The organism is Acinetobacter sp. YH12039 (assembly GCF_013420015.1).
GTDB classification, from domain to species: Bacteria; Pseudomonadota; Gammaproteobacteria; order Pseudomonadales; family Moraxellaceae; genus Acinetobacter; species Acinetobacter amyesii.
Map to the genome: position 1 here is coordinate 1 of NZ_VOZA01000021.1, position 26,541 is coordinate 26,541.

At 39.3% G+C, this 26,541-nt stretch carries 29 protein-coding genes and 1 pseudogene; 14 read left to right on the plus strand and 16 right to left on the minus strand.

Going from position 1 to position 26,541, the window contains the following annotated elements:
• Positions 1-556: 556 nt before the first annotated feature.
• The 4 genes from FTT98_RS10075 to ftsY all read right to left on the minus strand — a co-directional run bounded on the left by FTT98_RS10075 (position 557) and on the right by ftsY (position 4,195).
• Positions 557-1,234: a DUF2057 domain-containing protein gene (locus tag FTT98_RS10075; RefSeq protein ID WP_180177354.1), complete on the minus strand. Its 678-nt coding sequence runs from the start codon at positions 1,232-1,234 to the stop codon at positions 557-559.
• A 183-nt stretch (positions 1,235-1,417) separates the two neighbouring features.
• Positions 1,418-2,011 (minus strand): nitroreductase family protein, encoded by a 594-nt coding sequence (locus tag FTT98_RS10080; RefSeq protein WP_180177335.1) that lies wholly within the window; start codon positions 2,009-2,011, stop codon positions 1,418-1,420.
• Positions 2,012-2,226: 215 nt separating this feature from the next.
• Positions 2,227-2,913, minus strand: coding sequence for a nitroreductase family protein (locus tag FTT98_RS10085; protein WP_180060175.1), 687 nt, complete (start codon positions 2,911-2,913; stop codon positions 2,227-2,229).
• 175 nt (positions 2,914-3,088) lie between these two features.
• Entirely contained in the window at positions 3,089-4,195 is a 1,107-nt protein-coding gene (ftsY, locus tag FTT98_RS10090) for a signal recognition particle-docking protein FtsY (RefSeq protein WP_168379661.1), read from the minus strand.
• 250 nt (positions 4,196-4,445) lie between these two features.
• Here ftsY and FTT98_RS10095 point away from each other — a divergent pair.
• Positions 4,446-5,759, plus strand: a pseudogene (locus FTT98_RS10095) (M16 family metallopeptidase); the annotation flags it as partial.
• Between the two features lie 123 nt (positions 5,760-5,882).
• Positions 5,883-7,454 (plus strand): insulinase family protein, encoded by a 1,572-nt coding sequence (locus FTT98_RS10100; protein ID WP_373685135.1) that lies wholly within the window; start codon positions 5,883-5,885, stop codon positions 7,452-7,454.
• Here the strand turns inward: FTT98_RS10100 and FTT98_RS10105 are convergent.
• A complete protein-coding gene (locus FTT98_RS10105) occupies positions 7,378-7,701 on the minus strand; it encodes a hypothetical protein (RefSeq protein WP_078193898.1) in 324 nt (107 codons plus the stop codon). The two genes, FTT98_RS10100 and FTT98_RS10105, sit on opposite strands and share 77 nt — an antisense overlap.
• Positions 7,702-7,810: 109 nt before the next feature.
• Complete coding sequence (locus tag FTT98_RS10110) at positions 7,811-8,170, minus strand: hypothetical protein (protein WP_078188493.1); 360 nt, start codon at positions 8,168-8,170, stop codon at positions 7,811-7,813.
• A gap of 222 nt (positions 8,171-8,392) precedes the next feature.
• Between FTT98_RS10110 and FTT98_RS10115 the strand changes: the two genes are divergently transcribed.
• From FTT98_RS10115 to FTT98_RS10125, 3 genes are all read left to right on the plus strand, one after another.
• Positions 8,393-8,626, plus strand: a complete 234-nt coding sequence (locus FTT98_RS10115; protein ID WP_078188494.1) for a hypothetical protein — start codon at positions 8,393-8,395, stop codon at positions 8,624-8,626.
• Positions 8,627-8,765: 139 nt separating this feature from the next.
• Positions 8,766-9,143 carry a DUF2750 domain-containing protein gene (locus FTT98_RS10120; protein WP_180065594.1) on the plus strand — a complete coding sequence of 126 codons (378 nt, stop codon included), beginning with the start codon at positions 8,766-8,768 and terminating at the stop codon, positions 9,141-9,143.
• A 106-nt stretch (positions 9,144-9,249) separates the two neighbouring features.
• A complete protein-coding gene (locus FTT98_RS10125) occupies positions 9,250-9,681 on the plus strand; it encodes a CBS domain-containing protein (protein ID WP_078193901.1) in 432 nt (143 codons plus the stop codon).
• 481 nt (positions 9,682-10,162) lie between these two features.
• Here the strand turns inward: FTT98_RS10125 and trpB are convergent, their stop codons facing one another.
• From trpB to FTT98_RS10175, 10 genes are all read right to left on the minus strand, one after another.
• Positions 10,163-11,371, minus strand: coding sequence for a tryptophan synthase subunit beta (gene trpB, locus FTT98_RS10130; protein WP_180074047.1), 1,209 nt, complete (start codon positions 11,369-11,371; stop codon positions 10,163-10,165).
• 131 nt (positions 11,372-11,502) lie between these two features.
• Positions 11,503-12,690 carry a VWA domain-containing protein gene (locus tag FTT98_RS10135; RefSeq protein ID WP_180177338.1) on the minus strand — a complete coding sequence of 396 codons (1,188 nt, stop codon included), beginning with the start codon at positions 12,688-12,690 and terminating at the stop codon, positions 11,503-11,505.
• A 204-nt stretch (positions 12,691-12,894) separates the two neighbouring features.
• Positions 12,895-13,347: a hypothetical protein gene (locus FTT98_RS10140; RefSeq protein ID WP_180177339.1), complete on the minus strand. Its 453-nt coding sequence runs from the start codon at positions 13,345-13,347 to the stop codon at positions 12,895-12,897.
• Positions 13,348-13,426: 79 nt separating this feature from the next.
• Positions 13,427-14,278 (minus strand): MoxR family ATPase, encoded by an 852-nt coding sequence (locus FTT98_RS10145; RefSeq protein ID WP_078188501.1) that lies wholly within the window; start codon positions 14,276-14,278, stop codon positions 13,427-13,429.
• 21 nt (positions 14,279-14,299) lie between these two features.
• Positions 14,300-14,683 (minus strand): hypothetical protein, encoded by a 384-nt coding sequence (locus FTT98_RS10150; protein ID WP_180177340.1) that lies wholly within the window; start codon positions 14,681-14,683, stop codon positions 14,300-14,302.
• A gap of 21 nt (positions 14,684-14,704) precedes the next feature.
• Positions 14,705-15,013 (minus strand): YcgL domain-containing protein, encoded by a 309-nt coding sequence (locus FTT98_RS10155; protein WP_078188503.1) that lies wholly within the window; start codon positions 15,011-15,013, stop codon positions 14,705-14,707.
• 124 nt (positions 15,014-15,137) lie between these two features.
• Positions 15,138-16,280: an HRDC domain-containing protein gene (locus FTT98_RS10160; RefSeq protein WP_180177341.1), complete on the minus strand. Its 1,143-nt coding sequence runs from the start codon at positions 16,278-16,280 to the stop codon at positions 15,138-15,140.
• A gap of 200 nt (positions 16,281-16,480) precedes the next feature.
• Positions 16,481-17,077: a recombination mediator RecR gene (recR, locus tag FTT98_RS10165; protein WP_078188505.1), complete on the minus strand. Its 597-nt coding sequence runs from the start codon at positions 17,075-17,077 to the stop codon at positions 16,481-16,483.
• A 12-nt stretch (positions 17,078-17,089) separates the two neighbouring features.
• Entirely contained in the window at positions 17,090-17,419 is a 330-nt protein-coding gene (locus FTT98_RS10170) for a YbaB/EbfC family nucleoid-associated protein (RefSeq protein WP_078188506.1), read from the minus strand.
• Between the two features lie 32 nt (positions 17,420-17,451).
• A complete protein-coding gene (locus FTT98_RS10175; protein WP_180040989.1) occupies positions 17,452-18,639 on the minus strand; it encodes an O-succinylhomoserine sulfhydrylase in 1,188 nt (395 codons plus the stop codon).
• 142 nt (positions 18,640-18,781) lie between these two features.
• Here FTT98_RS10175 and FTT98_RS10180 point away from each other — a divergent pair, with 142 nt between their 5' ends.
• The 9 genes from FTT98_RS10180 to cydX all read left to right on the plus strand — a co-directional run bounded on the left by FTT98_RS10180 (position 18,782) and on the right by cydX (position 26,541).
• A complete protein-coding gene (locus tag FTT98_RS10180) occupies positions 18,782-19,876 on the plus strand; it encodes an alpha/beta fold hydrolase (protein WP_180011252.1) in 1,095 nt (364 codons plus the stop codon).
• A gap of 22 nt (positions 19,877-19,898) precedes the next feature.
• Positions 19,899-20,771, plus strand: coding sequence for an NAD(P)-dependent oxidoreductase (locus tag FTT98_RS10185; protein ID WP_180177342.1), 873 nt, complete (start codon positions 19,899-19,901; stop codon positions 20,769-20,771).
• An 88-nt stretch (positions 20,772-20,859) separates the two neighbouring features.
• Positions 20,860-21,129, plus strand: a complete 270-nt coding sequence (locus FTT98_RS10190) for a YARHG domain-containing protein (RefSeq protein WP_078188510.1) — start codon at positions 20,860-20,862, stop codon at positions 21,127-21,129.
• Between the two features lie 31 nt (positions 21,130-21,160).
• Positions 21,161-21,574 carry an HIT family protein gene (locus FTT98_RS10195; protein ID WP_180005095.1) on the plus strand — a complete coding sequence of 138 codons (414 nt, stop codon included), beginning with the start codon at positions 21,161-21,163 and terminating at the stop codon, positions 21,572-21,574.
• Positions 21,575-21,886: 312 nt separating this feature from the next.
• Positions 21,887-22,966, plus strand: a complete 1,080-nt coding sequence (locus FTT98_RS10200) for a porin (protein ID WP_180177343.1) — start codon at positions 21,887-21,889, stop codon at positions 22,964-22,966.
• A 529-nt stretch (positions 22,967-23,495) separates the two neighbouring features.
• Positions 23,496-23,687 (plus strand): cytochrome oxidase putative small subunit CydP, encoded by a 192-nt coding sequence (gene cydP / locus FTT98_RS10205; RefSeq protein ID WP_078188513.1) that lies wholly within the window; start codon positions 23,496-23,498, stop codon positions 23,685-23,687.
• Positions 23,687-25,273 carry a cytochrome ubiquinol oxidase subunit I gene (locus FTT98_RS10210; protein ID WP_078188514.1) on the plus strand — a complete coding sequence of 529 codons (1,587 nt, stop codon included), beginning with the start codon at positions 23,687-23,689 and terminating at the stop codon, positions 25,271-25,273. The genes cydP and FTT98_RS10210 overlap by 1 nt, the downstream gene beginning before the upstream one ends.
• Positions 25,270-26,415 carry a cytochrome d ubiquinol oxidase subunit II gene (cydB, locus tag FTT98_RS10215; RefSeq protein WP_168378622.1) on the plus strand — a complete coding sequence of 382 codons (1,146 nt, stop codon included), beginning with the start codon at positions 25,270-25,272 and terminating at the stop codon, positions 26,413-26,415. The genes FTT98_RS10210 and cydB overlap by 4 nt, the downstream gene beginning before the upstream one ends.
• Before the next feature lie 24 nt (positions 26,416-26,439).
• Entirely contained in the window at positions 26,440-26,541 is a 102-nt protein-coding gene (gene cydX, locus FTT98_RS10220) for a cytochrome bd-I oxidase subunit CydX (RefSeq protein ID WP_002120988.1), read from the plus strand.

Genomic DNA, 26,541 nt, shown 5'->3' on the forward strand with positions numbered 1-26,541 from the left:
CTGCCGCCAGCGTTCAATCTGAGCCATGATCAAACTCTTCAGTTTAAAATCAATAGTACATATAGTGTACCAATCTTGGCTCATCAATTACTGACAAAAATTTGCTCAAATAAACTTCGAGTAATTTTTACCATCAATCAATGAAAATAATTTCGATCAATCAATCAGTAAAAATCCACACAAGTTGTTCTTCATAATCTCTTAATGATCTTCTTAATGCTTCGTCAGCAAATAAGAGAACAACATCAAACAACTCAAAACCTTATGTTTATCACTGTCTGCGTTGGTATGCAGCGTATTCTATAGAGTTTCAAAAACAAACACAAGCCCCTATCACAGAAATTTCTATGATATTGCGCCTGAGTGTATATTTTTTAAACTAAAAGCAATTTATTGCTTATTTAAAGATCAATATATCTACATATTCCGCTTTATGAAAGACGAATTTTATAATTATTGGTGATTTTTATATTCTTCAAACTAAAAAGCCCGTAATTCAACGGACTTTTCGAATAGCACTGACTTGAATAAAACTAAAGAAGTTACGAAAGTGACTTTAGTTTGCTTGCTCAGCCAACCAACTCATGAATTTTTGTCGTTCAGCTTTACTAGCCTTCTGCCAAAGCTGAATTAATTGTTGATCTACTCCATTTTGATGAACAGCTATATTTTTTGGAGCAGCTACAGGAACGGCTACGTTCGTTGGCTTTACTGTTACGGATTGTGCATAAACAGGTGCCGGTTGATTTTCTGGCACAGCTTCTTTCTTCGTAAAATCTACGGCATTACCCAATACACCATTGGAGAAAATCGATTTTTGTTCTTTCTTTGCCCCAGCTTGCTGCACAAGTAATTGATTAGATTTGTCATACAACCCAAATATTGGTTGGTCTTTATATTTTTGCGCAGCATCAAAATCTCTTGGTGCATTGACTAGACCTAAACGGTACTCTTGACCATCAATCAGTGCTGGAGTGCGAATAGCAGCAACTCCTGATTTTAATATATCGTGCGAATTATCAGCATGTTGAAAAAATTCGCTATAACGTACAGTTAATACGTTTTCACCTGCATCTAGCTTATATTTCTCTGTAGATCGAAATAAACCACCTGTAACTTCTTGATCATTAACTGCAACTATTTTGATTTCTTCCGGAACAGTCAAAGTTACAGCTGCAAATCCTGCACTACTTAACATCAGCGCTGTAGCTGCAACAGTTAATCTTAAAGTCATCATTATCACTCTTTATCAATTATTTAGTTTCGATTGCACTATGCAATGCATATGTGACAATCTTATGACATCTAACAATCACTGTATATTTAGTTTCAAGACATTATTTAGATATTCATTCAAGAATTTTGCATATAAAAAAAGGATGCTTAAAGCATCCTTTTTTAATTCATCACACCATCATTACTTGAAAGTTTTGAATCGTTCTTCATCTGCAATAAAGGTTTTTTCACCTGCAGGCGCTTCAATCGAACCAAAAACAAGCTGTGCACGTAGTTTCCATTGATCTGGCACATCAAATGCCGCAGCTGTTTCAGCATCAACAATTGGATTGTAATGTTGCAATGATGCACCGATATTTTTTTCAGCCAAAGCCGTCCAAGTAGCAAATTGAGCAATTGCCGTTGAATGTTCAGACCATACTGGGAAATTATCTGCATATAGTGCAAATTGTTCTTGGAGAGCTTTTACTACAGCCTGATCTTCATAAAATAATGCTGTACCATAACCTGCTGCAAAACTATTAATCTTGCCATTGGTTCCTTCAAATGCATCTGCAGGTACAATTTTACGTAAAGTTTCACGTACGATATTCCAGAATTTTTGATGTGCATCACCAAACAGAATAACGACACGAGACGTTTGAGAGTTAAATGATGATGGACTTAAACGTACAGCATTTTTAATGGTTTGCTCAATTTCATCTTGCGATAAACTCACGTTATTACCAATAGAATAGATTGTGCGACGTTGTTCGATTTGATTCAAAAATGACATTACAAGACCTCTTTTTATTTTCAATTAGCTTACTAAGTTGAGATTTATAATAGGTGATGTTTTTAACAGTCGCATGACTATATTTACAACATTGTGTCTTATTTCTAGAACAATCAGTTGCAAGCATCTAAATACCTACAACCCACTTACATTCAGATTTTGGTTTCACTGTCTTTAGTACGGCAGAAATCAAAGCAACATACAGAACATAGAAATTACTCATAAATTCTAAACTGATCTTGATCTTCTGGCTCTAAGCGTTCAGGCGCTTGGCCTTCAATTGAACCAAAGACTAACTGCGCACGAAGCAGCCATTGTTTTGAAATATCAAAGTGTTCGGCAACGGCATAATCAATGTGTGGATTATAGTGTTGTAAACATGCGCCTAAACCTGCATCTGCGATCGAAGTCCATACTGCGAATTGCGCCATGCCAGACGTTTGCTCCGACCACACTGGAAAATCTTCTGCACTTAATGGCACTTTCTTTTGTAATTGTTGAATCACAACTTGATCTTCATAGAAAAGTACAGTTCCCAGGCCAGCTGCACACTGATCTATTTTGAGCGCCACACCTTCAAAAATATAACTCGCAACATTCTTGCGTTGTACGTCTTTTACAATGTCCCAAAATTTTTGATGAGATTCGCCAAATAAAACTACAATACGTGTGCTTTGCGAATTATATGCAGATGGACAACTTCTTACGGATTCTTGAATCAGTTCCGCCAAATAAGCCTGACTGTAATGCACCTTCTTTCCAAGCTCGTAAATACTGCGACGTTTCTTTAATTGATCAACAAAGGACGCTTCTATTTCTTGGTCGGTATTTTTCTTTTTTAATTTAAAATCTTTAGTGATATCCGCAGTCAATACATGACCAATTTTATCGAGTAACGCCACCCTAAACACCCCAAAGCAATTTTTATATATAAACAACAATTCCTTACTTATTCTAAGGGTATATCAGGCTAAATTTTGACTATGATTTATTCACATGTTGCTTTTTAAATCAATCAATAAGCTCAAAAACAAAAAACTCCGCATTTTGCGGAGTTTATGTGACATTTAACGCAATTTATTTATCAGTTTCAAATAATGCTGCGACAAATGATTTTGCTGAGAATGGACGCAAGTCATCAATTTTCTCACCTACACCAATAAAACGAATTGGCACATGGGTACGGCTTGCAATATTAAATAACACACCACCTTTCGCAGTACCATCCAGTTTAGTAATGGTTAGACCTGTAAGCCCTACTGCCTCGTCAAACATTTCAACTTGGTTAATGGCATTTTGACCTGTACCTGCATCAACCACCAACATCACTTCATGTGGAGCTGTAGCGTCAATTTTTTGCATTACACGTTTTACTTTAGACAACTCTTGCATGAGGTGTCCTTTGTTGTGTAAACGACCTGCGGTGTCTGCAATCAGCACGTCTACGCCTTTTGCACGAGCACTTTCGAATGCATCAAAAATAACTGAAGCAGAATCTGCACCATGACCTTGCGCCACAACTGCAATATTATTGCGTTCGCCCCAAATTTGTAATTGCTCTGTTGCTGCTGCACGGAATGTATCACCAGCAGCCAACATTACTTTTTTACCTTCACCTTGTAAGCGTTTTGCTAATTTACCAATCGTGGTGGTTTTACCCACACCATTTACACCAACAACCAAAATCACATACGGATTTTTATTGCTGTCGATATGTAGCGGTTTAACACGTGGTGCAAGTAATGCCACAAGTTCTTCTTGAAGCGCTTTATATAAAGAATGTGAATAGATTAAATCGCCACGTTCAGTACGTTCAGTTAAATTCGCAATAATCGTTTTGGTTGCATCGACACCAATATCAGCAACCAAAAGTTGCTCTTCAACTTCCTCTAAAAGCTCATCGTCAATTTCCTTCCCACCGATCAGGATATTCACCATGCCGTCTGCCAAGTTCTTACGTGACTTTGCTAGACCTTCTTTCATTCGACTAAAGAAGCCGCCTTTCGCCTTCGAGTCTTCAGTTTCTGACTCTGTTTCTTGTAATGGTGCAGCAACGTCTTGCTGTACTTTCGGTGTCTCGATAATCGGCACATTTACCGCAGGTAAACTCGGTAGCGTGACATCGTCATCACCGATATCAGCATCAATCAAAAATTTATTCTGCCCATGAGATTGCTGTTGCATGCCGAATCCTTGAAAAGCACTGCGTTAAAAAAACCGATTCTATCATAAGTTATCTTAAATTGAGTCGATACACGCCTGTCAGAGCGAAGCACACTAAAAAACAACATGTTGAACTTGCAATCAAAATTAACTTTAGGAAAACTAGATAGCTATAAAATGCATTTTAATGGATTCCTTTGTGTCCCATAAAAACAGATTTTCTCCTTGTCTTTTTAAAACTTTATTTCGCTCTGCGCTTCCTATCTGTGTCATTAGCAGTTGCCTTTGGTCAGCAACTCATCTACATGCAGACACACGTACCCAATTAACGCGTAGCACCTTTGAAACCACGCTTAAAAATGGTTTAAAGGTCATTATTCGTGAAGACCACCGTGCGCCGATGGTAATGACTCATATTTGGTATCGTGTTGGCAGTAGTGATGAGTCGGGCAATCTATTAGGGATCTCCCACGCGCTCGAACATATGATGTTTAAAGGAACCACTAAAGTTCCTAATGATGAATTTACACGTCTCAGCCGTATCTATGGCGGCAGCATCAACGCTGCAACCTTTACCAATTACACCAATTATTATCAGTTGTATCCAAAAGCCTATTTTCCTATGGCGCTGGAGCTCGAAGCGGATCGTATGAGTAATTTACGATTACAACAACAAGATTTCGACCCTGAAATTAAAGTGGTTATGGAAGAACGCAGACAGCGCACAGATGACAATCCTCGTTCTTTGGCTTATGAACGTTTCAAATGGATCTCTTATCCAACCAGTCACTATCGTCAACCCGTCATTGGACACATGAAAAATCTGCAAAACATCAAATTGGCAGATTTAAAGCAATGGTATAAAGATTGGTATACCCCGAATAACGCCATTTTGGTGATTGTCGGTGATGTCGATGCCGAAGCAGCCATTCGTCAAGTTCAAAAATACTTTGGTGATATTCCATCACGCAAAACACCTGATCGTAATGATGTGATGGAATTCGAACGTGTGGGCTATCGTCATATGGAACTAAATTTACCCGTACAAGTGCCTAATTTGTATATGGCGTGGAATGTACGCTCACTGGCTACTGCAAAAAACCCACAAGATGCATATGCTCTCAATATTATTCGCAACATTTTAGATAGTGGTATTTCATCGCGCCTACAAGACAAACTGGTACGCGATAGAAAATTACTTACTGCTGTAAGTGTTTCTTATGATCCATACAATCGTGGAGACAGTTTGTTTACCATTTCAGCACTCCCTGCCGATGGCGTCAAAATGGAACAAGCGCAAAAAGCGATACAAGATGAAATCGACACTTTAAAAACAGAATTAGTCAAAACACCTGAAGTTGAACGTATCACCACACGTTTTGTCTCCAATTTAGTCTATAACCAAGATGACATCAGCAGCCAAGCCAAGACGATCGGTAACTTAGAAGTCAATGGGCTCAGTTTCAGGCTAATGGACGAATTACCAAAACTATATGAAAACGTCAGCGCACAAGATATTCAACGTGTCGCAAATGCGTATTTTGTCCGAGAAAATTTAAGCACCATGTATCTGCTTCCAGAACAGACGGAGGTTCCAACAACCTCAAATAAAGCAGATCAAACTACAAAACCAGCTCAAACGGAAGTTGTTACTCCAGAGCAACAGACTAACTCAACCCAAAACACAGAAAGCGTCTTGTAAGGATTAGTGATGACTATTACGAAAATTTTATCTCTAAGCTTACTCACTGCGTTTGGCTCACTCCTCCATGCAGAAACTTATACGGAAAATGTTCCCGACCTCAACGATAATCCGAGCCAATTACAATCTATCCCAATGCTGCAAAGTTTAAAGAATTTACAGATTGATAAAGACTACCGTGCTCCGCTGGTTCAAGTGCTGAAAAACCGAAATGGCGTGAATAGTCTATTTGTTGAATCACAAGATCTACCTATGGTGGATATTCAACTGACCTTTAATGCGGGTTCTGCTCGTGATGAAGAAGTCGGAAAAGGCTTGTATGGTGTTGCCAACATGGCTGCACGTTTAATCGATGAAGGCACAGAAAAATACAATGCAACGCAAATTGCCTCGGTTTTTGACCAAACAGGTGCTCAATTTAGCGTACAAGCACATCGAGATATGTTTGTCGTTCGGCTACGCGTATTGTCAGACCCTAAAAAATTAGAACCTGCTTTAAGTATGATGATGGATGTGATTAAAAATGCGACTTTTAAAAACTCCAGTCTCAACTTAGCACTCAGCAATAACCAAACTGGTCAGAAACAACTCCAAGAAAGCCCAAGTCGCTTAATGAATATTCGTTTCTATCGGGCTGTATACGGCACACACCCATATGCAGAACCGATTACTGGAACCAATGGCAGTATCAAAAAAATCACCCCTGACATTTTAAAGAAGTTTCGTAATCAATTTTTAGTTGCTCAAAACATGAATATTGCCATTACAGGCAAACTCAGCAAAAAAGAAGCACAAAACCTTGCAGAACGTATTTCCGGAAACTTAAACCAAGGTGAAAAAGCTAAGGCACTTGCACAACCAGAAGAAAAACAAGGGTTTGATATCATCCATCTTCCCTACAATTCCACCCAAGCCAACGTCATGTTTGGACATTTAGGAACGACACGTGATAACAAAGATCGATTAGCCCTAGAAGTAGCTAATCGAATGTTTGGTGGTGGAGGTTTTAACTCGGTCCTCATGCAAGAGCTTCGCGTTAAACGTGGCTATACTTATGGTGCCTATAGTGCATTTAGCTTTAGCCAAGCACCCGGTATCTTTAGTTTTAGCTATGGAACACGTCAAGATCAGCTGATAGATAGTATTCAAGTGGCACATAAGGCTTTTAATGATTTTGTCAAAATGCCTATTGATCAAAGACAAACGGAAGAAACCAAAGCAGGCATGCTGCGTGCTTTTCCAAATAATTACAGCAGTAATGCAACGATCAATGCACAGCTTGGTCTATTGGGCTTTTATCATCAAGACCCAGATTATTTGACACAGTACCCTAAATTATTGGAAAAAATAACTGTAACTGATGTACAAAATGCGGTTCGTACTTACATGCACCCTGAAAATATGACTGTGATTGTGGTGAGCAAAACCTTAGATAAAAATGAAGTACAGCAGATATTGGAGAAGAATATACAAGCAGCTCCAACCAAGATAATCCCTGCAACTAAAGCTGTTCCTCTGCCAAAGCCGGAAGTTGATGTGCCCGCACAGACTCCATCTGATAAGCATGCATCAATTTAAGATAAGCACCCACACGAATGCGATCTTGCTGTCTCAGCAGCATCGCCATTTCCTGTGTTTCAGGATAACTTTGCTGCAACGCAAGTCGTGACACGTTTTGGTATTGCTGTACAGAAATAGGACGATATAAGGCAATTACAGCCAATACCAAAATCACCACGATCATGACTGAAACAAAGATATTATAAATTTGCTCTAGCTGTATTTTAGATTTGAATTGAATAATTTTTTCTAAATCAATAGTCATACACTACCTCAGGTTCAAAGTAGTGTATGGCTGACGTTCAAGAAGTTCAAGTCACAGCGCTTAAAACTGAATCAGTCCACCGTTTCAGTCTGTGAGTTAGCTAAACAATTTAATGAATAATGGTACGTATCACCGCAAAATAAAGAATTAATGCAATAATCGCCAAAACGATAAATACTGCAAAAATACTCATTCCACCTTCTGCATGCGCAGGATGTAAATCATCATCATCGGCGATTTTGAGTAATTCGCCATTATATGCATTGTAAAATTCTAAGCGCTGTCCCTTATCTAAATCCCGTGTGAAATCATATACACGTTTGCGCTGTGCTAAACCAAAATCCCCTAAATGAATCTCCTGATGAAAAATTGCGTCATCAAGATTGCGACGATGTAGATGTGCCAATTCCACAATTTGCGCTAATGTCGGAGGATAATCTAAAGTTAAACCGTCTAAAACTTTTGTCATTTTACTTCTCCTTATTATCTACAACTTCTTATGTTAGTATTTTACTCATGAAAACAATTGTTCATTGTTTAATCATGTAAACTATAGAAAATTAGAAATATTTACGTGAATAGTTGACAATTCAAGATAATTGTAATATTAGTTTAACAATACTTAGTTATATTAGTTAATAGGGCTAAAGAATGGGCCCTTAATGATCATAATTAGAATAAGGAGTTAAATATGATTCAACAATTCTCTCAACATGAACTCGAACATGTATACGCAAATGCGGTGAACACAATTCAGTCTCAAATGAACTTCAGCGATGCAGTTCACGAATTGGAAGATGCAGCTCGTGCTGGACATGGTAAAGCAGCGTTATTTTTGGCTGAACTTTATTATCAAGGCTTCCGCGTAGAACGTGACTCACTCAAAGCGCAATATTGGCAGAACATGGCCACTTTGCAAGCATAACAAAACGTCACTAAGGTGGCGTTTTTTACACCCTTCAACTTTTAACTACATAAATTCTTACAATCAAGTTCAAAGCTTACACAGCTTTTTCATAAGAATTTCCTACAATAGGAGCAACATCAACAACACGCTGCATATGATGTCTAAATTAAAGCAATATAAACCTATTCCAAAAGATTTATTTTTCAAAATTAGTATTTTAAAAACCATGATGTACTGTGGAGTCCTTTGGGGTCTCTACCACCAACAAGGTTGGGCAATGACCAGCGATCAAGATCATATTATCTTCCCGTTTTGGCTAAATGGCATTCAAGCGCATAAATATGCCAAAAAGCATTGGCCCAACTACACTCCACGACGCATTACACCAGAGGATTTTGAGGCATCGCTATTACCGACATTGACACGCCTTAAAGTTATCCCTGCGTTGCATAGCTCTAGCCACATCCGTCTCAAGCTCACAACCTCGCAAATGCGTTTATTCTTTTTTAACCAAAATAAGATTCAAATGGCATAAAACCCTCAGTGCATGTTTGACCCCAACATGCACTGAAAAGTATTTGCTTTTTTCAAATTTCGCGCTAATTTAAATTAAACAAAAACTACTATAAAGGAATGAAAATATGACTACAGTTGCCCAAGTACTTAAAGACAAAGCTTATCAAGAAATCTACACCATCACTCCAGATGCGACTGTACTCGAAGCCATTTCCCTGATGGCACAAAAAGGCATTGGTGCCCTCGTTGTGACCCATGAAGGCACAGTCGTTGGTATTTTGTCTGAGCGTGACTACACACGTAAAATCGCTCTGATGGAAAGAACTTCTTTCGATACCTCTGTCAGCGAGATTATGACGGGAAGTGTTATCACTGTCACAAGTGCAGCGACTGTCGAAGAATGTTTAGAACTCATGACAGATCGCCATTTACGTCATTTACCTGTCGTTGAGGAACAGAAATTGACTGGCTTAATCTCCATCGGTGACCTTGTAAAAGCAGCAATGGATGATCAACGAAAACTGATCGAACAACTTCAACAATATATTTCAGGCTAAACTCAAAAATCCCCCTTGATAAACTTTAAGGGGGAATTCTAAATATCAATAATTTTATATAACTCACAGTTTGTAATGACATACACATTACAAATTAATTACTTTTCTCAATTTCCTTTCTTATGTTGAAACCCGCTTTAGATAAATTAGACCAACTAGATGCCATCATTTTAGAACTATAACGCTTAATGTTTTCGATGAAGAATGATGAGCTGCTGGAATACCACCGACGTACGATTAATTTGGAGATTGCTTCGTCTATCGCTGAAATTTTAGATGCAAAAGCAATTATTTATGCACTACATCCTGAGTTAATTCCAATTACATCAAGCGTTAACCACACTTTTTATAAAAATTATGTCAAAAAAAATATCCCAGTAAAAACTGGGATACTTCGAATATAGATCGGGCTATACAACTGCAAAAGATTTTTGCATCATCAACAGATGATGAGCAACTTAGTCTTTTTTAATGGCAGTAATTAATTTAAACCTAATTTTTCAGCCACATAGTCTGAGTCTTTATCGCCACGGCCTGAAACGTTAACGACAATCTTCACATCTTTGGCAAGATTTGGCGCTTCACGAATTGCCCAAGCAACCGCATGTGAACTTTCTAGTGCAGGAACAATACCTTCCACACGTGAGAGCGTCATGAAGGCATCTAAACATTCTTGGTCTGTCGCTGTTGTATATTCAACACGGCCTAGGTCTTTTAACAAACTATGTTGTGGCCCCACTCCTGGATAGTCCAAACCTGATGCAATTGAATGCACTGGCAAAGGCTCACCCTGTTCATCTTCAAGGACATAACATGCCATGCCATGAATTTGACTTGGCTTACCCAATGTTAACGTCGCAGAGTGCATATTGGTATCTAAGCCATGACCTGCAGGTTCTACACCCACAAGTTTTACATCGGTGTCATTGAGGAATGCTGTAAATGCACCGACAGCATTTGAACCACCGCCCACACATGCAACCACATAGTCAGGATTTGCACCAAATCGATCATTGGCTTGAACTTTAATTTCATCTCCAATAATTGACTGGAAGTCACGAACCATTTTCGGGAATGGATGTGGGCCAACCACTGAACCAATCGCATAAATAAAATTGGTTGGATCTTTTAAATATTCTTCAAAAGCGCTATCTACTGCATCTTTAAGCGTAGCTGTACCACGTGTAACAGAGATAAGGTTGGCACCTAAAATCTTCATTTTCACCACGTTTGGATGTTCTTTTTCAATATCCACTTGCCCCATGTGAATTTCACATGGAATGCCCACTAAGGCACAAGCCGTTGCCAATGCTACACCATGCTGACCTGCGCCGGTTTCAGCAATCACTTTGGTTTTACCCATGTATTTTGCTAATAAGGCTTCGCCAAGGCAGTGGTTAATTTTATGCGCGCCAGTATGGTTGAGGTCTTCACGCTTGAGGTAGATTTGTGCACCACCTAATTTGTCAGACAAGCGCTTCGCATAAAACAATGGGCTTGGACGTCCAACATAGTGTGCAAACAACTCTTTCAATTCATTTTGAAATTCTTCTGTATGACGAATTTGCTCATAAGCAACATTAATGTCATCCATTGCCTGTTTTAAATCTGGTGGAATGAACTGCCCACCGTATTCACCGAAGAAACCTTCTTCATTAGGTAATGCGATACCATTAATTTGATGATCCATCATATTTCCTTCATGTTGTATGCAAAACAAAGACTTTTAAATACTATCCAATTTTGAAAATAAGAAACAATGCAAAATTGGAGTAAGTAATATAAACATCATTGATAAGAAAAAGTATCGTTTTTAACGCTTTAGCGCGCTAAATATTTCGTCATATCTTCCACACCTTTTAGGGTCATCGGGAACATATGTTCTTCAAAAATTTGTTTAATCGCAGCAATGGTTTGGGTGTAATGCCAATAACTTTCTTCTTCTGGGTTTAACCATGCTGTTTTATCAAAATGATTGCGTAAGCGCTGTAACCACACCTGACCCGCTTCATCATTCATATACTCCACAGAACCACCTGCCGAGTTCAACTCATACGGTGCCATACTCGCATCACCGACCACGATGACACGGTAATCTCGACCATAGGTGTTGAATAGATCCCATGTATTCATACGCGTGCTTGAACGGCGAATATTGTCTTTCCACACATAGTCATATAAACAGTTATGAAAATAGAAATACTCTAAGGTTTTAAATTCAGTTTTTGCAGCGGTAAAGAGCTTCTCACATTGGGCAATATGTGAATCCATCGAGCCCCCAACATCAAAAAGCATCAAGACTTTAATACGGTTACGTCGTTCTGGAACCAACTGCACATCCAAAATACCCTGTTTGGCAGTTTCACGAATGGTTCCGTCGATATCCAGCTCTTCTGCTGCACCTTGACGGGCAAATTTACGCAAACGACGCAAAGCCATCTGCATCTGACGACTGCCGAGAATCTGCTCATCATCTAGGTTTCGGTATTGACGTTGTTCCCACACTTTCACCGCAGATCGTTTACGACCAGGCCCACCAATACGCACGCCTTCAGGATGGTCGCCATAGGCACCAAACGGGGACGTACCACCCGTCCCAATCATCCGATTACCACCCTGATGCTTTTTATGCTGCTCGCGCAAACGCTCTTCGAGCATTTTCATCAGTTCTTCTAAGGAACCAGCTTTTTTTAATTCTTCTCGTTGTTCTGGTGTTAGATGCTTTTCGATGAGCTCAAGGTCAAACCAATCCTTTGGCAGTTTATGTACCTGATTTAATAGCTCGTCTAAATCAAAGGTAGCAATACCGTCAAAATAGTCCTTCATTGCACGGTCGAACTTATCAAAGTAACGTTCATCTTTGACCATGACGGTTTTTGCAAGCTGATAAAATTCATTTTGATCTGCAAAGACCAGCCCTGCTGCCACTGCTTGGTTCAAGTCAATCAATTCACGAGTTGAAACAGGAACACCGTATTTTCGAAGGGTATAAAACAATCGCACAAACATAGGCGAATAAAATCCAATAAAAATTAAATATCAGGAGGTCAAATCCAGTGTGAATGCATGTGATCTTGTTATTTCATCTGCAACTGAGTCTTGCCTTTACATCCACCATTATGAAAAATTGATCCCTACAAGTAAAGCCAAAAGCTTTTACTGTGTGTTCATATACGTTGCCCTACCTACCCAAAGAAACACAAACGGCATGATTTATTCGCAAGTCGCATTTCTTTCTTTAAGTGATTTTTTAAGAGTTTCATATTTGCGCTGAACATCGAGACGATCCTGCTGCAACTTTTCAATGGATACGATTTTATGAAAATCTTGATGGTTTCTATAGCGGTTAAAGTCATTTAGATTCAAGATCACAAAATCATAGTATTTCAGCTCGAGTACAGTTGCAGCACAGGCCTTTTGTTGAATGGTCGTTTGAGCTACAAGATGACCTGATTGATCGATGAGTTTTTCTTCAAGCTGATGTTCTGCAACTTGCGCCCAATACGCATCTTGGAGTAGCTGTTGATGCTGCTGTTCAAACTGAGCATCATCCATCGCATAGCTATAACTAGATAAATACAAGCTCGCAGCCAACAAGAGCACAGTTGACTTAAATCTCCTAGGTACAGCTATATGTACACCTGATACGTATGCGCTTGTCTGCATAATTCACCTTTATATTTTTTAATGCTCAAAATAAAAGCCGGATAACCGGCTTTTAAATCTTTGATAAAATTAATAGCAATTAACGACGTGACATAAATGCTAGACGTTCAAGCAATTGCACATCTTGTTCGTTCTTAATCAAGGCACCATAAAGCGGTGGAATTGATTTTGATTTATCTGTATTGCGTAAAATATCTTCTGGCATATCATCCGCCATCAGCAAACTCAACCAATCAATCAACTCAGAAGTTGAAGGCGGTTTCTTTAAACCCGGAACTTGACGTAATTTAAAGAAAATTTGCAGTGCTTCAGAAACCAAGGTATTTGAAATATTTTCAAAATGCACATCGATGATTTCACGCATGGTTGCTTCATCAGGGAATTCAATATAATGGAAGAAACAACGACGCAAAAAGGCATCTGGAAGTTCTTTTTCATTATTTGAAGTAATGATCACGATTGGACGTTGTGTTGCCGTAATCGTTTCACCTGTCTCGTACACAAAGAATGACATTTTATCGAGTTCGTGTAGCAAATCATTAGGGAATTCGATATCTGCTTTATCAATTTCGTCAATTAGAAGTACACAACGTTCTTCACTGGTAAACGCTTCCCAAAGTTTACCCGGCTTAATATAGTTTTTGATGTCATAAACACGGTCATCGCCCAACTGACTATCACGCAGACGAGATACGGCGTCGTACTCGTACAAACCTTGTTGAGCCTTGGTCGTCGATTTGATATGCCACGTAATGAGCTTAAGGCCTAAACTTTCAGCCACTTGTTCGGCTAAAAGTGTTTTACCTGTCCCCGGCTCACCTTTAACCAAAAGTGGCTTTTGCAATGAACGTGCAGCTTTTACTGCAAGTTTTAAGCTATCGGTCGCAATATATTGATCTGTACCAGTAAATTGTTGAGTTTCAACAGACATGACATAACCTTATTTTTTTATTTAAAGCGGTGAAATTTTTTTGTTTACAACGTGCTGTGGTTTCGCTGCATTGTATTTTGTCCAAAAATATCCAAGGACTAAACCAATACCCACCACAAAGAGAATCAGCGATAGATTCAACCATACCAATGGCTGATCTTTTGTTAATACACCAAAAATCAAACCAAAAATCGCAGGTGCGATCGCTGCATTTGAACCTTCAGAAACGGTTGGTGTTAATAAAATAGCAAATACGATAAGCCAACCAATGGCACCGATCATTTTGGGTAAGCGCTTCATCAGCCCATACCAACACAACAAAGCAATTACAGCCCCACCTAAGTAAACCGTAATTGCAATACTGCTTTCAGGAATTGAGTCCAATACCGATACTACACCATTCATTTTCACAACTCCTGAATTAACTTAAGCGCCGCGCAAGCCTTCTGGCTCAACTGCATTTGGGTCAATTAAACCTTCTGGAGGCATTTGAATAAAGAACCCTTTTGTTTCAATTGAATCTAGTACATGCAATACATTCACACGTGCAAGTTTGCGTGATTCACTAAGTTCTAGATCCATGACAAATGTGGCACGACCAAATGCTGTACGTAAAGCATCAGGCATTACTGCAAGCGGATCTGTCGCTTCAGTTTCGTTTTCATTAACTTCAGGACGTGCAATATAAAGATACATTTCATCTTTTTTGCTCGATTTGTAGATAGAACAGTACATAATTGAATCAATACTCATTAAACGCAAGGCAAAGGATACATCAAAAAAAAGACTGATACATTAGTGTTTATTAACGCATCAGTCGTGAATTTGTATAAGTGATAGTTCTTTAATCAATCAGAACTTATTCCATCACTTTCATTTGACCAGAAAGATAGCTTTCATCGGCATGCAGTACTTCAATTAAAGGCTTCGTCAGCAAATCATAGCGCCAGCCCAACAAATAGCTCGGTAAATCTTGTTCATCATTATGAAAAACCACATGCTGATACAAAGCATTTAACCATTTTTTACGCATTAAAACTTCTTTAAGCACAGAGGTTTCTTGTACTGCACGCTGAATGACTGTATCGACGCGCGAACCAATATCCTGAGACGAATGACGAATTGGACGTGCCATACGCAGCGGCCATTCAGCTTGTTCTGGTAAAAACTTCAACAAATCTAAAATAATTTTACCATGCTCACGCACAATGTTCGGACGAATGTCTTTCACCGCACTCAATTGAAAATTATTTTTTGGATTTTTTTCTACCATATCAATGATGGTTGAGTTTTTAAGAATAAAGCTACGTGGCTGATTTAAGGCTTTCACCATTTGCTCACGCCAAACGGCCAATTGCTGAATTTGCATGAGCTGACGACGTGAATGTCGATAATTACCAATATCGTGATACAGCATATGGATCGGCGTTTCAGTGCCAATTTCATAAGTTAAATTTTTGCAGTCCTCAAGCACACAATTTAATAAACTTTTCGCAGCCAATTCATTCTGAATCGTATGGCTTAAATTCATTAAATAATGTACATCATTCGCTGCATAGTTCAATTGCTCGGCACTGAGTGGACGAGCCAACCAATCTGAACGTGTCTGATCTTTATCTATATCTACATCGAGCATAGTTTTTAAGGCATTTTGATAGCTGACTTGTAAGCCATGCCCTAAAAATGACATCCCAACTTGGGTATCAAAGACATTTTCTAAAGACTTATGCTGTGCATAGTGATAAATCAGGTCGATATCTTCACTACAAGCATGAAAAATGTTTTGCTGAGCCGCAAATAATTTTTGCCAGAATTGGGTTAAATCGAGGGTTGTACCATCAAGTAAATACACCTGATTTTGTACATTAATTTGGAAAAGTCCAAGTTTGGGCCACAGGGTATCTACTTTTATAAACTCGGTGTCGAGTCCGTAAATCGAGCTTTGGTCCATAAGATTTAAAACAGAATTTAAATCTGGCTGATTTTGAATGAATTGATACATAAGTTGCTGAGTCTAAATTTAGATGCTCTATGAGCTTATATTAACTGATATATATTATTTATCTATAAGGAAAACGTTATTTTAGTGACTTATTTCCTTTAATTGGCTTTTTTATTCATTGTAAACAAAAACTTTAATCGTTATTAAGTATAAATAATTAAGTGAAAATTATACAAAGCGAAACGAGTTTCGCTCTATAGTTACTTCATTCGCATTCGGTTATGCACGGCCTGACTTAAGGTATGACTATCCACATATTCAAGCTCACCACCCTGTGGTACACCCTGTGCAATACGGGTCATTTGTATTGGTAAATGCTTGGTCGCTTCAACCAAATAATGTGCTGTCGCTTGACCTTCTACCGTTGCATTGGTCGCCAAGATCACTTCCTGCACTTTACCATCACTTAATCGTTGAATTAAATATGGGATACCAATTTCGTCGGGGCCAATACCATCGAGTGGCGACAAATGCCCACCCAATACATGATATTTCCCTCTAAAACTGCCACTTTGCTCGATTGCCATGACATCTGCAGGAGATTCAACCACACAAAGCAGTTGATCATCACGCTCTGACGAGACGCATATGTTGCATACCTCATCTTCAGTCAATGAATGGCAAATGGAACATTCATGAATATAGTTGGTTGCTTCAGTCAATGCATGTGCCAAACCAACAGCACCCTCCCTATTTTTCATGATTAAGTGCAGTGCCATACGTTGAGCCGACTTTGGCCCAACGCTTGGCAAAATACGCAATGCCTGTACAAGTTGATCAAAACGATCACTAAACATTCAACGTATTCCTTAGAATAAACCTGAAAGGCCTGGTGGAAGCCCCATACCCGAGTTTGCAGATTTCAGTTTTTCTTCTGAAATCACTTCAGCTTGACGTGAAGCATCATTCATTGCCGCTGCAATTAAGTCTTCAATCATATCTGCATCATCTTGAAGTAGTTCAGGATTGATTTCAATACGTTTCACCACATGACGCGCAGTCATAGTAACTTTAACCAGACCACCACCTGCTTCAGCGTGAACTTCAACTTGTGCAAGCTCTTCCTTGGCTTTTTTTATGTTGCTCTCAACTTCTTTTTGCATGCGTTGAGCTTGCTGCATGAGCATATTAATGTTCATAAAAATCTCCGAACAAAACTGATGAATTCACTTTAGATAAGATCTAAACCGCGTGAAAGATCGCGAATAATATCATTAATATCTTCTAAACCAACAGATACGCGAATTAAACCTTCGCTAATCCCTGCTGCTTTTTTCGCTTCTGCAGACATTCTGCCATGAGAAGTCGTTGCAGGATGGGTAATTGTTGATTTTACATCACCCAAGTTACTTGTAATAGAAAGGAACTTGGTATTATCAATCACGGTCCAAGCACCTTCACGTTCGCCTTTGGCAACAAACGACACAACTCCGCCAAAGCCTTTTTGTTGCTTTTTCGCCAACTCATGACCTTCGTGATTTGGAAGTCCAGCATAGTACACTTTTTCAACTTTCGGGTGTGCATCCAACCATTCAGCTAAAGTCTGAGCACTTGCACAGTGAGCTTTCATACGTAAGCTTAAAGTTTCTAGGCCTTTCAGGAAGATCCATGCATTGAATGGACTCATCGAGTTACCCAGTGTACGAATAACACCTGTAATCTCTTCCATCAATTTTGCACTACCGACAACTGCACCACCGAGCGCACGACCTTGACCATCAATATATTTTGTTGATGAGTAGATCACGAGGTCCGCACCAAATTTAATCGGTTGCTGTAACACTGGTGTACAGAAAGTATTATCGACTGCAAATAATGCCCCATGCGCATGTGCAATATCAGCAATGGCTTGTAAATCCCCTACTTGAGCTAATGGGTTTGACGGTGTTTCAATAAACAAGAGGCGTGTAGTTGGGCGAATCGCTTGTTTCCAAGCATCTAAATCTTCCAAATCAACAAAAGTAACGTCAACACCAAATTTGATGACATATTTTTCAAACAGAGAAATGATCGAACCAAAGACAGCACGTGAACACACCACATGATCGCCAGCTTTCAAATATGCCAAAGTGATCGCGTGTACGCCTGCCATACCCGAACTTGTCGCAACTGCGGCTTCAGCACCATCCAAAACAGCTAAACGTTTTTCGAACGCTTGTACAGTTGGATTGGTATAACGTGAATAGGTATTGCCTTCAATTTGACCTGAAAATTTTGCTGCGGCATCTGCTGCACTTTCACAAACAAATGATGAAGTCAGGAAAATTGGCTCACTATGTTCACCCTCAAAAGTACGAGTATGACCTGTACGAATCGCTAAAGTCTCTAATTGGTATTCGATGTCGTCTTGTTGGCTCATCTGTATTACTCAGTCGCGAAGAACTGCCTTTGTGAAGAATTGCCAATATTTTGAGCGTCTAAGCTATTTAAGGTCAAGGTAAAATACGAAATTATCGCTTAGACTTCGACCAATCCTACAAGGACTTAGGCAATTGACAGTTATGCATCCTTTCAAACAGAAATTTCTGGCGCAGCAAAAGAAAATTAAACACCTGTCTACACGTGTGTTTAATGCAAAATCGCTGGTCCTTTCTCAATCAACACCCTATGAAGTAATTACTGAATATAAACATGCAAAAGTTCGGTATTACGCTTCGCCTGATCGTAAATACAAAGAACCCTTAGTGTTTGTTGCACCACTGGCCATCAATATGGCAATTTATGATTTGTATCCATATCGCTCATTGGTGAAACATTTTCAACACAGTGGCTTTGATGTCTATTTGTTGGAATGGGGAAAGTTGAACTATCAAGATCGATTCTTAAATTTTCTATCGTTTATTGATGATGTGATTCCACATTGTATTGATCAAATTTGTGAGCATGCAGATAGTCAATACATCTCGCTACACGGTTGGAGCATGGCTGGAGTCTTTGTCACGCTGTATACCGCATTACATCAACCTGAACATGTTAAAAATCTCATGGTGATGGGCGCACCGATTGATAGCTATGCTTCAGGTCGTATCGGAAAGTTATTTCAAAAAACCAATCGCTTGCTTTCACGTAGTAAGAATTTACAAGAAAAGGTCTACACAGGGAAAATTCCTAAACATTTTATCCATACACCGGGCGTACTCAATGCAATTGGTTTTAAAATCGTTGATCCAATGGGTTGGTTCAAAAGCCAAAAACAATTTTTATCTAACTTAGATAATCTGCATGACCTGTATGAACATGCAACCATGGGCGATTTTCTCAATCACATGATTGACTATCCGGGTGGCATTAACCAAGACATGGTGTTCAATGTTTGGCTACAAAATCCGCTTAAAAACGGCATTATTCAATTGAAAGATAAAGTTATTCAATTAAAAAATATCCACTGTTCATTGTTAATTGGCGCGGGTTCTACCGATCAAATCGTTACGGCAGATGCAGCAAGTCCTTTAGGCGAATTGACAAGTAGTCAAGATGTCACGTTTACTCTCATTCCCGGTGGTCACCTCGGCCTGATGTCGAGTCAAAAAAGTGCCAATCAATTTTGGCCAACTTTGACCCAGTGGCTTACACAAAGATCCAGTTTATTGAAATAAAAATTTAGAGGGTAAAGTAAAGATGATTCAGTCAGTTGCATTTATTGGATTGGGCGCAATGGGTTCCCGTATGGCAGCGCACCTACCAAAACAGTTCGACACGGTTTATGTCTGGAATCGAAACTTTACCAAGGCAGAGCAACATGCTGCTGAATTTGGTACGCAAGCGGTTGCTTTAGAACAAGCAGTACAAGCGGACATTATTTTTTCTTGCCTACCCATCAGCCAAGATGTTGAAAATTTAATTGCGAGTGTAACGCTGAAATCAGGCTCGATTTGGGTCGACTGTACCAGCGGTGTGCCAGAATCTGCAAAAAAACTCGCTACTGCCTTAAAGCAACAAAATGTTGCATTCTTAGACGCCCCAGTGAGTGGACAAACCATTGGCGCTGAAACTGGAACACTAACTGTCATGATTGGTGGTGACAAAGCAGCCTTTGAACGTGCATTACCTGCGATCAAAACATTTGGCAAACTGATTAAACATGTAGGTGAACCGGGTGCGGGATTTGCCGTCAAAGCTGTAAACAACATGTTAATGGCTGTAAATCTTTGTGCAGTTGCTGAAGGATTCACCACCTTAAAAGCGCATGGCGTAGACTTACATGAAGCACTCGATTGTATAAATGCGTCGAGTGGTAAAAGTAATGTGACCGAAACGGTTTTACCGCAGCGCGTACTGAATCGTAGCTTCCCATTAACCTTTGCACTTCCATTACTTGCAAAAGATACGGGAATTGCTGTTGATCTGGTGCGACAAGCAAAACTTTCAGCGCCTGTGCTGTCTTTGACGCAAAACTTAATCCAAGCAGCAAGCGATCAAGCTGAAGAAAACAGTGATTTTTCAAGCGCTATGATTATGTATGAAAAATGGAGTAAAATTACAATTGAGTAATAACTCGCCATTGAATAACGATAAATAACCATCATATTGTACTCTAGTGTCATAACACACATTGTTACAAATGACAGAGGAAACTCGCATGAACAAATTTACCCTCGCAACTTTGCTAGGTGCTGTAACTTTAATCGGGGCTTCTACTGCTGTTTTAGCATCTGAGCAAGAATGCCAAAAGTTGAAAAATGACCATGACGTGATTTATGCATCGAAAGGGTTCTGCTTTAAAGATCCTGACGCTAAAGCGAAGTTTGGCAATGACAATTGCTACACAACTAAGCCTAAATTTTCAGAAAAAGAGCAACAACGACTTGACGCGATCAAAGATCGTCAGAAAGAATTGAACTGTAAATAATTACGATTCAATTCGCTCAAGGAATTTAGCAATGACTTATGATGATCAAAATATTTTTGCTCGGATTTTACGTGGAGAACTTCCCGCGTTTAAAGTCTATGAAGATGATCAAGTACTCGCTTTTATGGATGTCATGCCACAGGCCGAAGGTCATACGCTCGTAATTCCTAAAACCCCTGCTATTACGCTACTTGATTTAGATCCTGAAGCGGCTGCTTATACCATTCAGATTGTCCAAAAAGTTGCGAAAGCAATGGAGAAAGCCTTAGACGTGAAAGGTATCGTATTGATGCAGTTGTCTGGTGCTGCTGCGGGTCAAACTGTTCCGCACGTGCATTTCCACCTAATTCCGACTTCAGTCCATGAATTAGGTAAACATGCCGCACAAATGGGCGACATGGAAAAAATTAAAGCTATTGGCGAAAAAATCAAAGCAGCACTTTAAGTCCAATTGAGTTTAAAGTGATGATCAATGGAGCTTCGGCTCCATTTTTTTATGTTTAGAATATTGTGCCAAGTCATTTTAACTGCAAAATTTAATATTTAAAAATAACCATAAGTATTTAATAAATATCAATCTTTATAAATAAAAATACAATTTAAACCAAAAATCACCTTTCACCGTTTTGAAATATTTCCTTAATAGAACTGTCTTATTTGTAATGAATACTTAGCGCCATTAGATAGCGAAATTACTTCTAGCCAAGCTACTGATAAAACATATTGATATGACTGGAAAAGTCTTCTGGAGCTTCAAATGAAAAAAACTCTATGTGCATTAGCAATCGGGGCAACAATTCTTACACCAATGATGGCATCTGCTGCTGATGTAAAAATTTATGGCCGTGCACATGTCTCTCTTGACTATCTAGATGATGGTAAAGATTACAACGAAGTTGGTCTTTCTTCTAACGCTTCACGCTTAGGCTTCAAAGTAGATCAAAAAATTAATGATGACCTCAACGTATTCGCTCAAATTGAGCAAGAAGTAAACTTTGCAAGCGGTAGCCAAGACAGCAAAGGCGTAGATTTTTCAACACGTGACACATTCGTGGGTTTAAAAAGTTCGACTTATGGACAAGCACGTGTAGGTCGTTTTGACAGCCCGTTTAAAGTCGCACGTAGCCCTGTGAACTTCTTCGGTGACATGGTTGGTGACGTTCGTAACGTAACACGTGTAGGCAACTTAAAATTTGATGAACGTAATGAAAACACCATTGAATATAAATCGCCAAAATTTGGCGGTGGTTTCAATGTATTAGCTGCAATGTCGATGCATTCAGGTACACAAATTGACCGTGAAGCAGATGGCGAAGGCAAAGATGATAACAAAGCCTATGACCTTGCTCTAACTTATAAAGAAGGTCCTATTGATTTTGCAGCAGCTTACGAAAAGTATGATGAAAATGCAGCAAACGCAGCAGGTGGCGCAAGTCGTGATGCCTTCCGTATTGCTGGTGCATATAAGTTAACTGAAGAATTTAACTTGGGTGCTTTATACCAAATTGCGAAACACGACAACGATACAGCCAACCCAGATACTCAAGTTTTTGGTGTAGCTGGCGAATATAAAGTAACGCCTAAAACCTCAGTACGCGGTGAATACTTCTACCGTGACGTCGATGCTGATGATGCCAATGCAAGCTTGATCGGTGTGGGTGTAGAACATAAGTTAGATAGCACTTTACGCGTATATGGCAACCTAGCAACTGTGCTTAACGACAAAAACTCTAAACTCAACCCTTGGAAAGAAGGTCGTAGCTTCGGTAACGGTATTTCAGGGATCGGTGATGAAAATGCAACTGCACTTTCTCTTGGTCTACGTTACGACTTCTAAGCTGCAATATCTCCCCCAAAAGACATACTCCGGTATGTCTTTTTTACTCAAAAGAAATGTTTCAGGACTAAAATAAGCTAAGTTCATCATGTATCAAATATTTAAAAAGTATTTAAAAAACTTAGTCCAGCCTCTTTAACATTAACCATATAGAGATCGTTTAACAGCACTACATCAATAGCCCATTTTTTTAGCAAAACTTAAACATAACAAATAAAAATCTTATTCATTCAATAAAGATTCTCATTATTAACAATGTAACTTTTAGTAAATATAGTAAATATAGTAAATTAGTCAGAATTTAAAATATAAATATAAGCGTTTTAGTCGGATTTAAAATATGTAAACACAAGTGTTTTAGTCAAGTATTTAAAATAAAAAATTAGTTTATTTTTTAACTAATAAGCAATATAAGTAATTGTATTTAAATTACTTAATAATATATTTTTATTTTAACTGTTCAACCTATTTGCTTTTTGTATATATTTGTTAATAATATAGTACAAGTTTAAAGAATAGGCTTATCCCCATGAGCTTAAAATTCAAAGATTTAAATCGTCGTGTGGTCAGAGAAATAACCGCAATACTAATAATTAAAGTGATTATTTTAATGATCATTAAGAACATCTGGTTCGACGCCCCTACTATCCCTAAAAACTTTGACAATCAAGTTGCCGAGCATATTGCTGGCAGTCCTTCCCAAATCAAGGAGACACGTTGATGATTTCTGAAAGCGTGGTCGATCTTTCGCGGTTCCAATTTGCAATGACCGCGATGTATCACTTTATTTTTGTTCCACTGACTTTAGGTCTGGCTTTTATTCTTGCCATTATGGAAACCACCTATGTGATTTCTGGCAAAGAAATTTATAAAGACATGACTAAATTCTGGGGAAAACTCTTCGGTATTAACTTCGCTTTAGGTGTTACTACTGGTTTGACCATGGAGTTTCAGTTCGGTACTAACTGGGCGTATTACTCACACTATGTCGGTGATATTTTCGGTGCACCATTAGCCATTGAAGGTCTGATGGCATTCTTCCTTGAATCAACATTTATTGGTTTATTCTTCTTCGGCTGGGATCGCCTATCTAAAGTTCAGCATTTGGCTGTCACTTGGTTGGTTGCACTTGGCTCGAACATGTCCGCACTATGGATTTTAGTGGCCAATGGTTGGATGCAAAACCCTGTCGGTTCCGCATTTAACTATGAAACTATGCGTATGGAAATGGTGGACTTCGGTGCATTGATTTTCAACCCTGTGGCTCAGGTTAAATTCGTACATACCGTATCTGCAGGTTATGTGACTGGTGCTATTTTCGTACTGGCAATTTCAAGTTACTACTTATTGAAAAAGCGTGACTTGCCATTTGCGCGTCGTTCATTCGCTATCGCTGCTATCTTTGGTTTAGCTTCTACACTTTCAGTGATCTTACTAGGTGATGAATCTGGTTATGAAATTGGTGATGTACAAAAAACTAAACTTGCTGCAATTGAAGCTGAATGGGACACTCACCCAGCTCCAGCGCCATTTACTTTGTTTGGTATTCCAAATAAAGAAACCATGTCTACTGACTACGCGATCAAAATTCCTTATGTCATGGGGATTATTGCAACACGTTCAACTGACAAAGAAGTGACAGGTATTAAAGACCTGATCGTACAACACGAAGCGCGTATTCGTAACGGTATGGTGGCTTACTCACAGTTAGAACAACTTCGTGCAGGCGACACTTCTCCTGAACTTAAAGCAGCATTTGCTGAGTCTCAAAAAGACTTGGGTTATGGTCTGCTTCTGAAAAAATACACAGACAAAGTTGTCGATGCTTCTGACGAACAAATCAAAGCAGCTGCAAAAGACACTATTCCACATGTTCCAAGCTTGTTCTGGGCATTCCGTGCAATGGTTGCTTCTGGTTTCTTAATGCTCCTTCTGTTCGTACTTGCTACCTTTGCTGTCGGTAAACGTAATGCAGAAAACAAACCTTGGTTATTAAAATTTGCTTTGTTTGCTCTGCCATTACCTTGGATTGCTGCACAAACAGGTTGGTATGTTGCCGAAGTTGGTCGTCAACCATGGACTATCGGTGAAGTTCTACCTACACATCTTTCAGCTTCTAGCTTAAGTACAGGTGATGTATGGGGTTCTATCCTTGCATTGGCAGCGTTCTACACTGTACTGCTGATCATTGAAATGTACTTAATGATTAAATTCTCACGCCTTGGCCCAAGTTCTCTACATACTGGTAAATACCACTTCGAGAAACTTGAAGCTGCAAAAAAGGCAAATGAGGAGGCTCAAGCATGATCGAATATGAATTACTCAAAATCATTTGGTGGGTTTTAGTCGGTGTCCTACTGATCGGCTTCGCCCTCACCGATGGCTTCGATATGGGCTCAATGGCGATCATGCCATTCGTAGGTAAAAAAGACGAAGAACGTCGTGCGGCAATCAATACGATTGCCCCACACTGGGACGGTAACCAAGTATGGTTTATTACTGCCGGTGGTGCACTGTTTGCAGCATGGCCAATGGTATATGCAACTGCATTCTCAGGCATGTATTGGGCGCTGTTACTGGTACTCTTCGCTCTCTTCTTACGTCCAGTCGGTTTTGACTACCGTTCTAAACTTGAAAATACCAAGTGGCGTAATTCTTGGGACTGGGGTTTAGCAATTGGTGGTGCCGTTCCTGCCCTCGTATTTGGTGTTGCGTTTGGTAATATGTTCCTTGGTGTTCCATTCACTATGGACGAAACTGTTCGCTCGACTTATACAGGGAGCTTCTTTGCACTGCTTAACCCATTCGCTTTAGTTTGCGGTATCGTGAGTTTATCTATGCTTTGCGCTCACGGTGGTGCATGGCTCATGCTTCGTACAGACGGCGATCTACGCGCACGCTCTGCAAAAGCAACTCAGCTTATGGGTATCGTATTCTTAGTTTGCTTCTTACTGGCAGGCGCATGGTTATACTTCGGTAATATCCAAGGCTACACATTAGCTCAACCGTTTGACACTAATGGCGTTGCAAACCCATTAGCTAAAGAAGTGATCACCAATGCCAACCCAGGTTGGATGAACAATTACAGTACTTATCCAATTACTATGATTGCGCCAATCATGGCTATTTTAGGTGCGCTGATCATCATCCTTGCCGCAGGTAAAGGTAAAGCAGGTTTCAGCTTCCTTGGTTCAAGCTTGGCAGTCATTGGTGCAATCTTAACTGCTGGTTTTGCATTGTTCCCTTTCCTTATGCCATCGAGCATCAACCCAACTGTAAGTTTGACTATGTGGGATGCGGTATCAAGTAAAAATACCCTAACTGTGATGACAGTTGCAGCATGTATTTTTGTCCCACTTATCCTGTGCTACACAACTTGGTGTTACTACAAAATGTGGGGCGTGGTTACTAACAAACATATTGAAGAGAATTCACACAGCCTATACTAAGGCTGTGTCTAAGGAGAAAAGACGATGTGGTATTTTGCTTGGATTCTCGGTATTTTGATGGCATGTTTTGCAGGTGTACTTAGTGCGCTTTATATCGAACATCATCAAGATCTAGATGAGGAATAA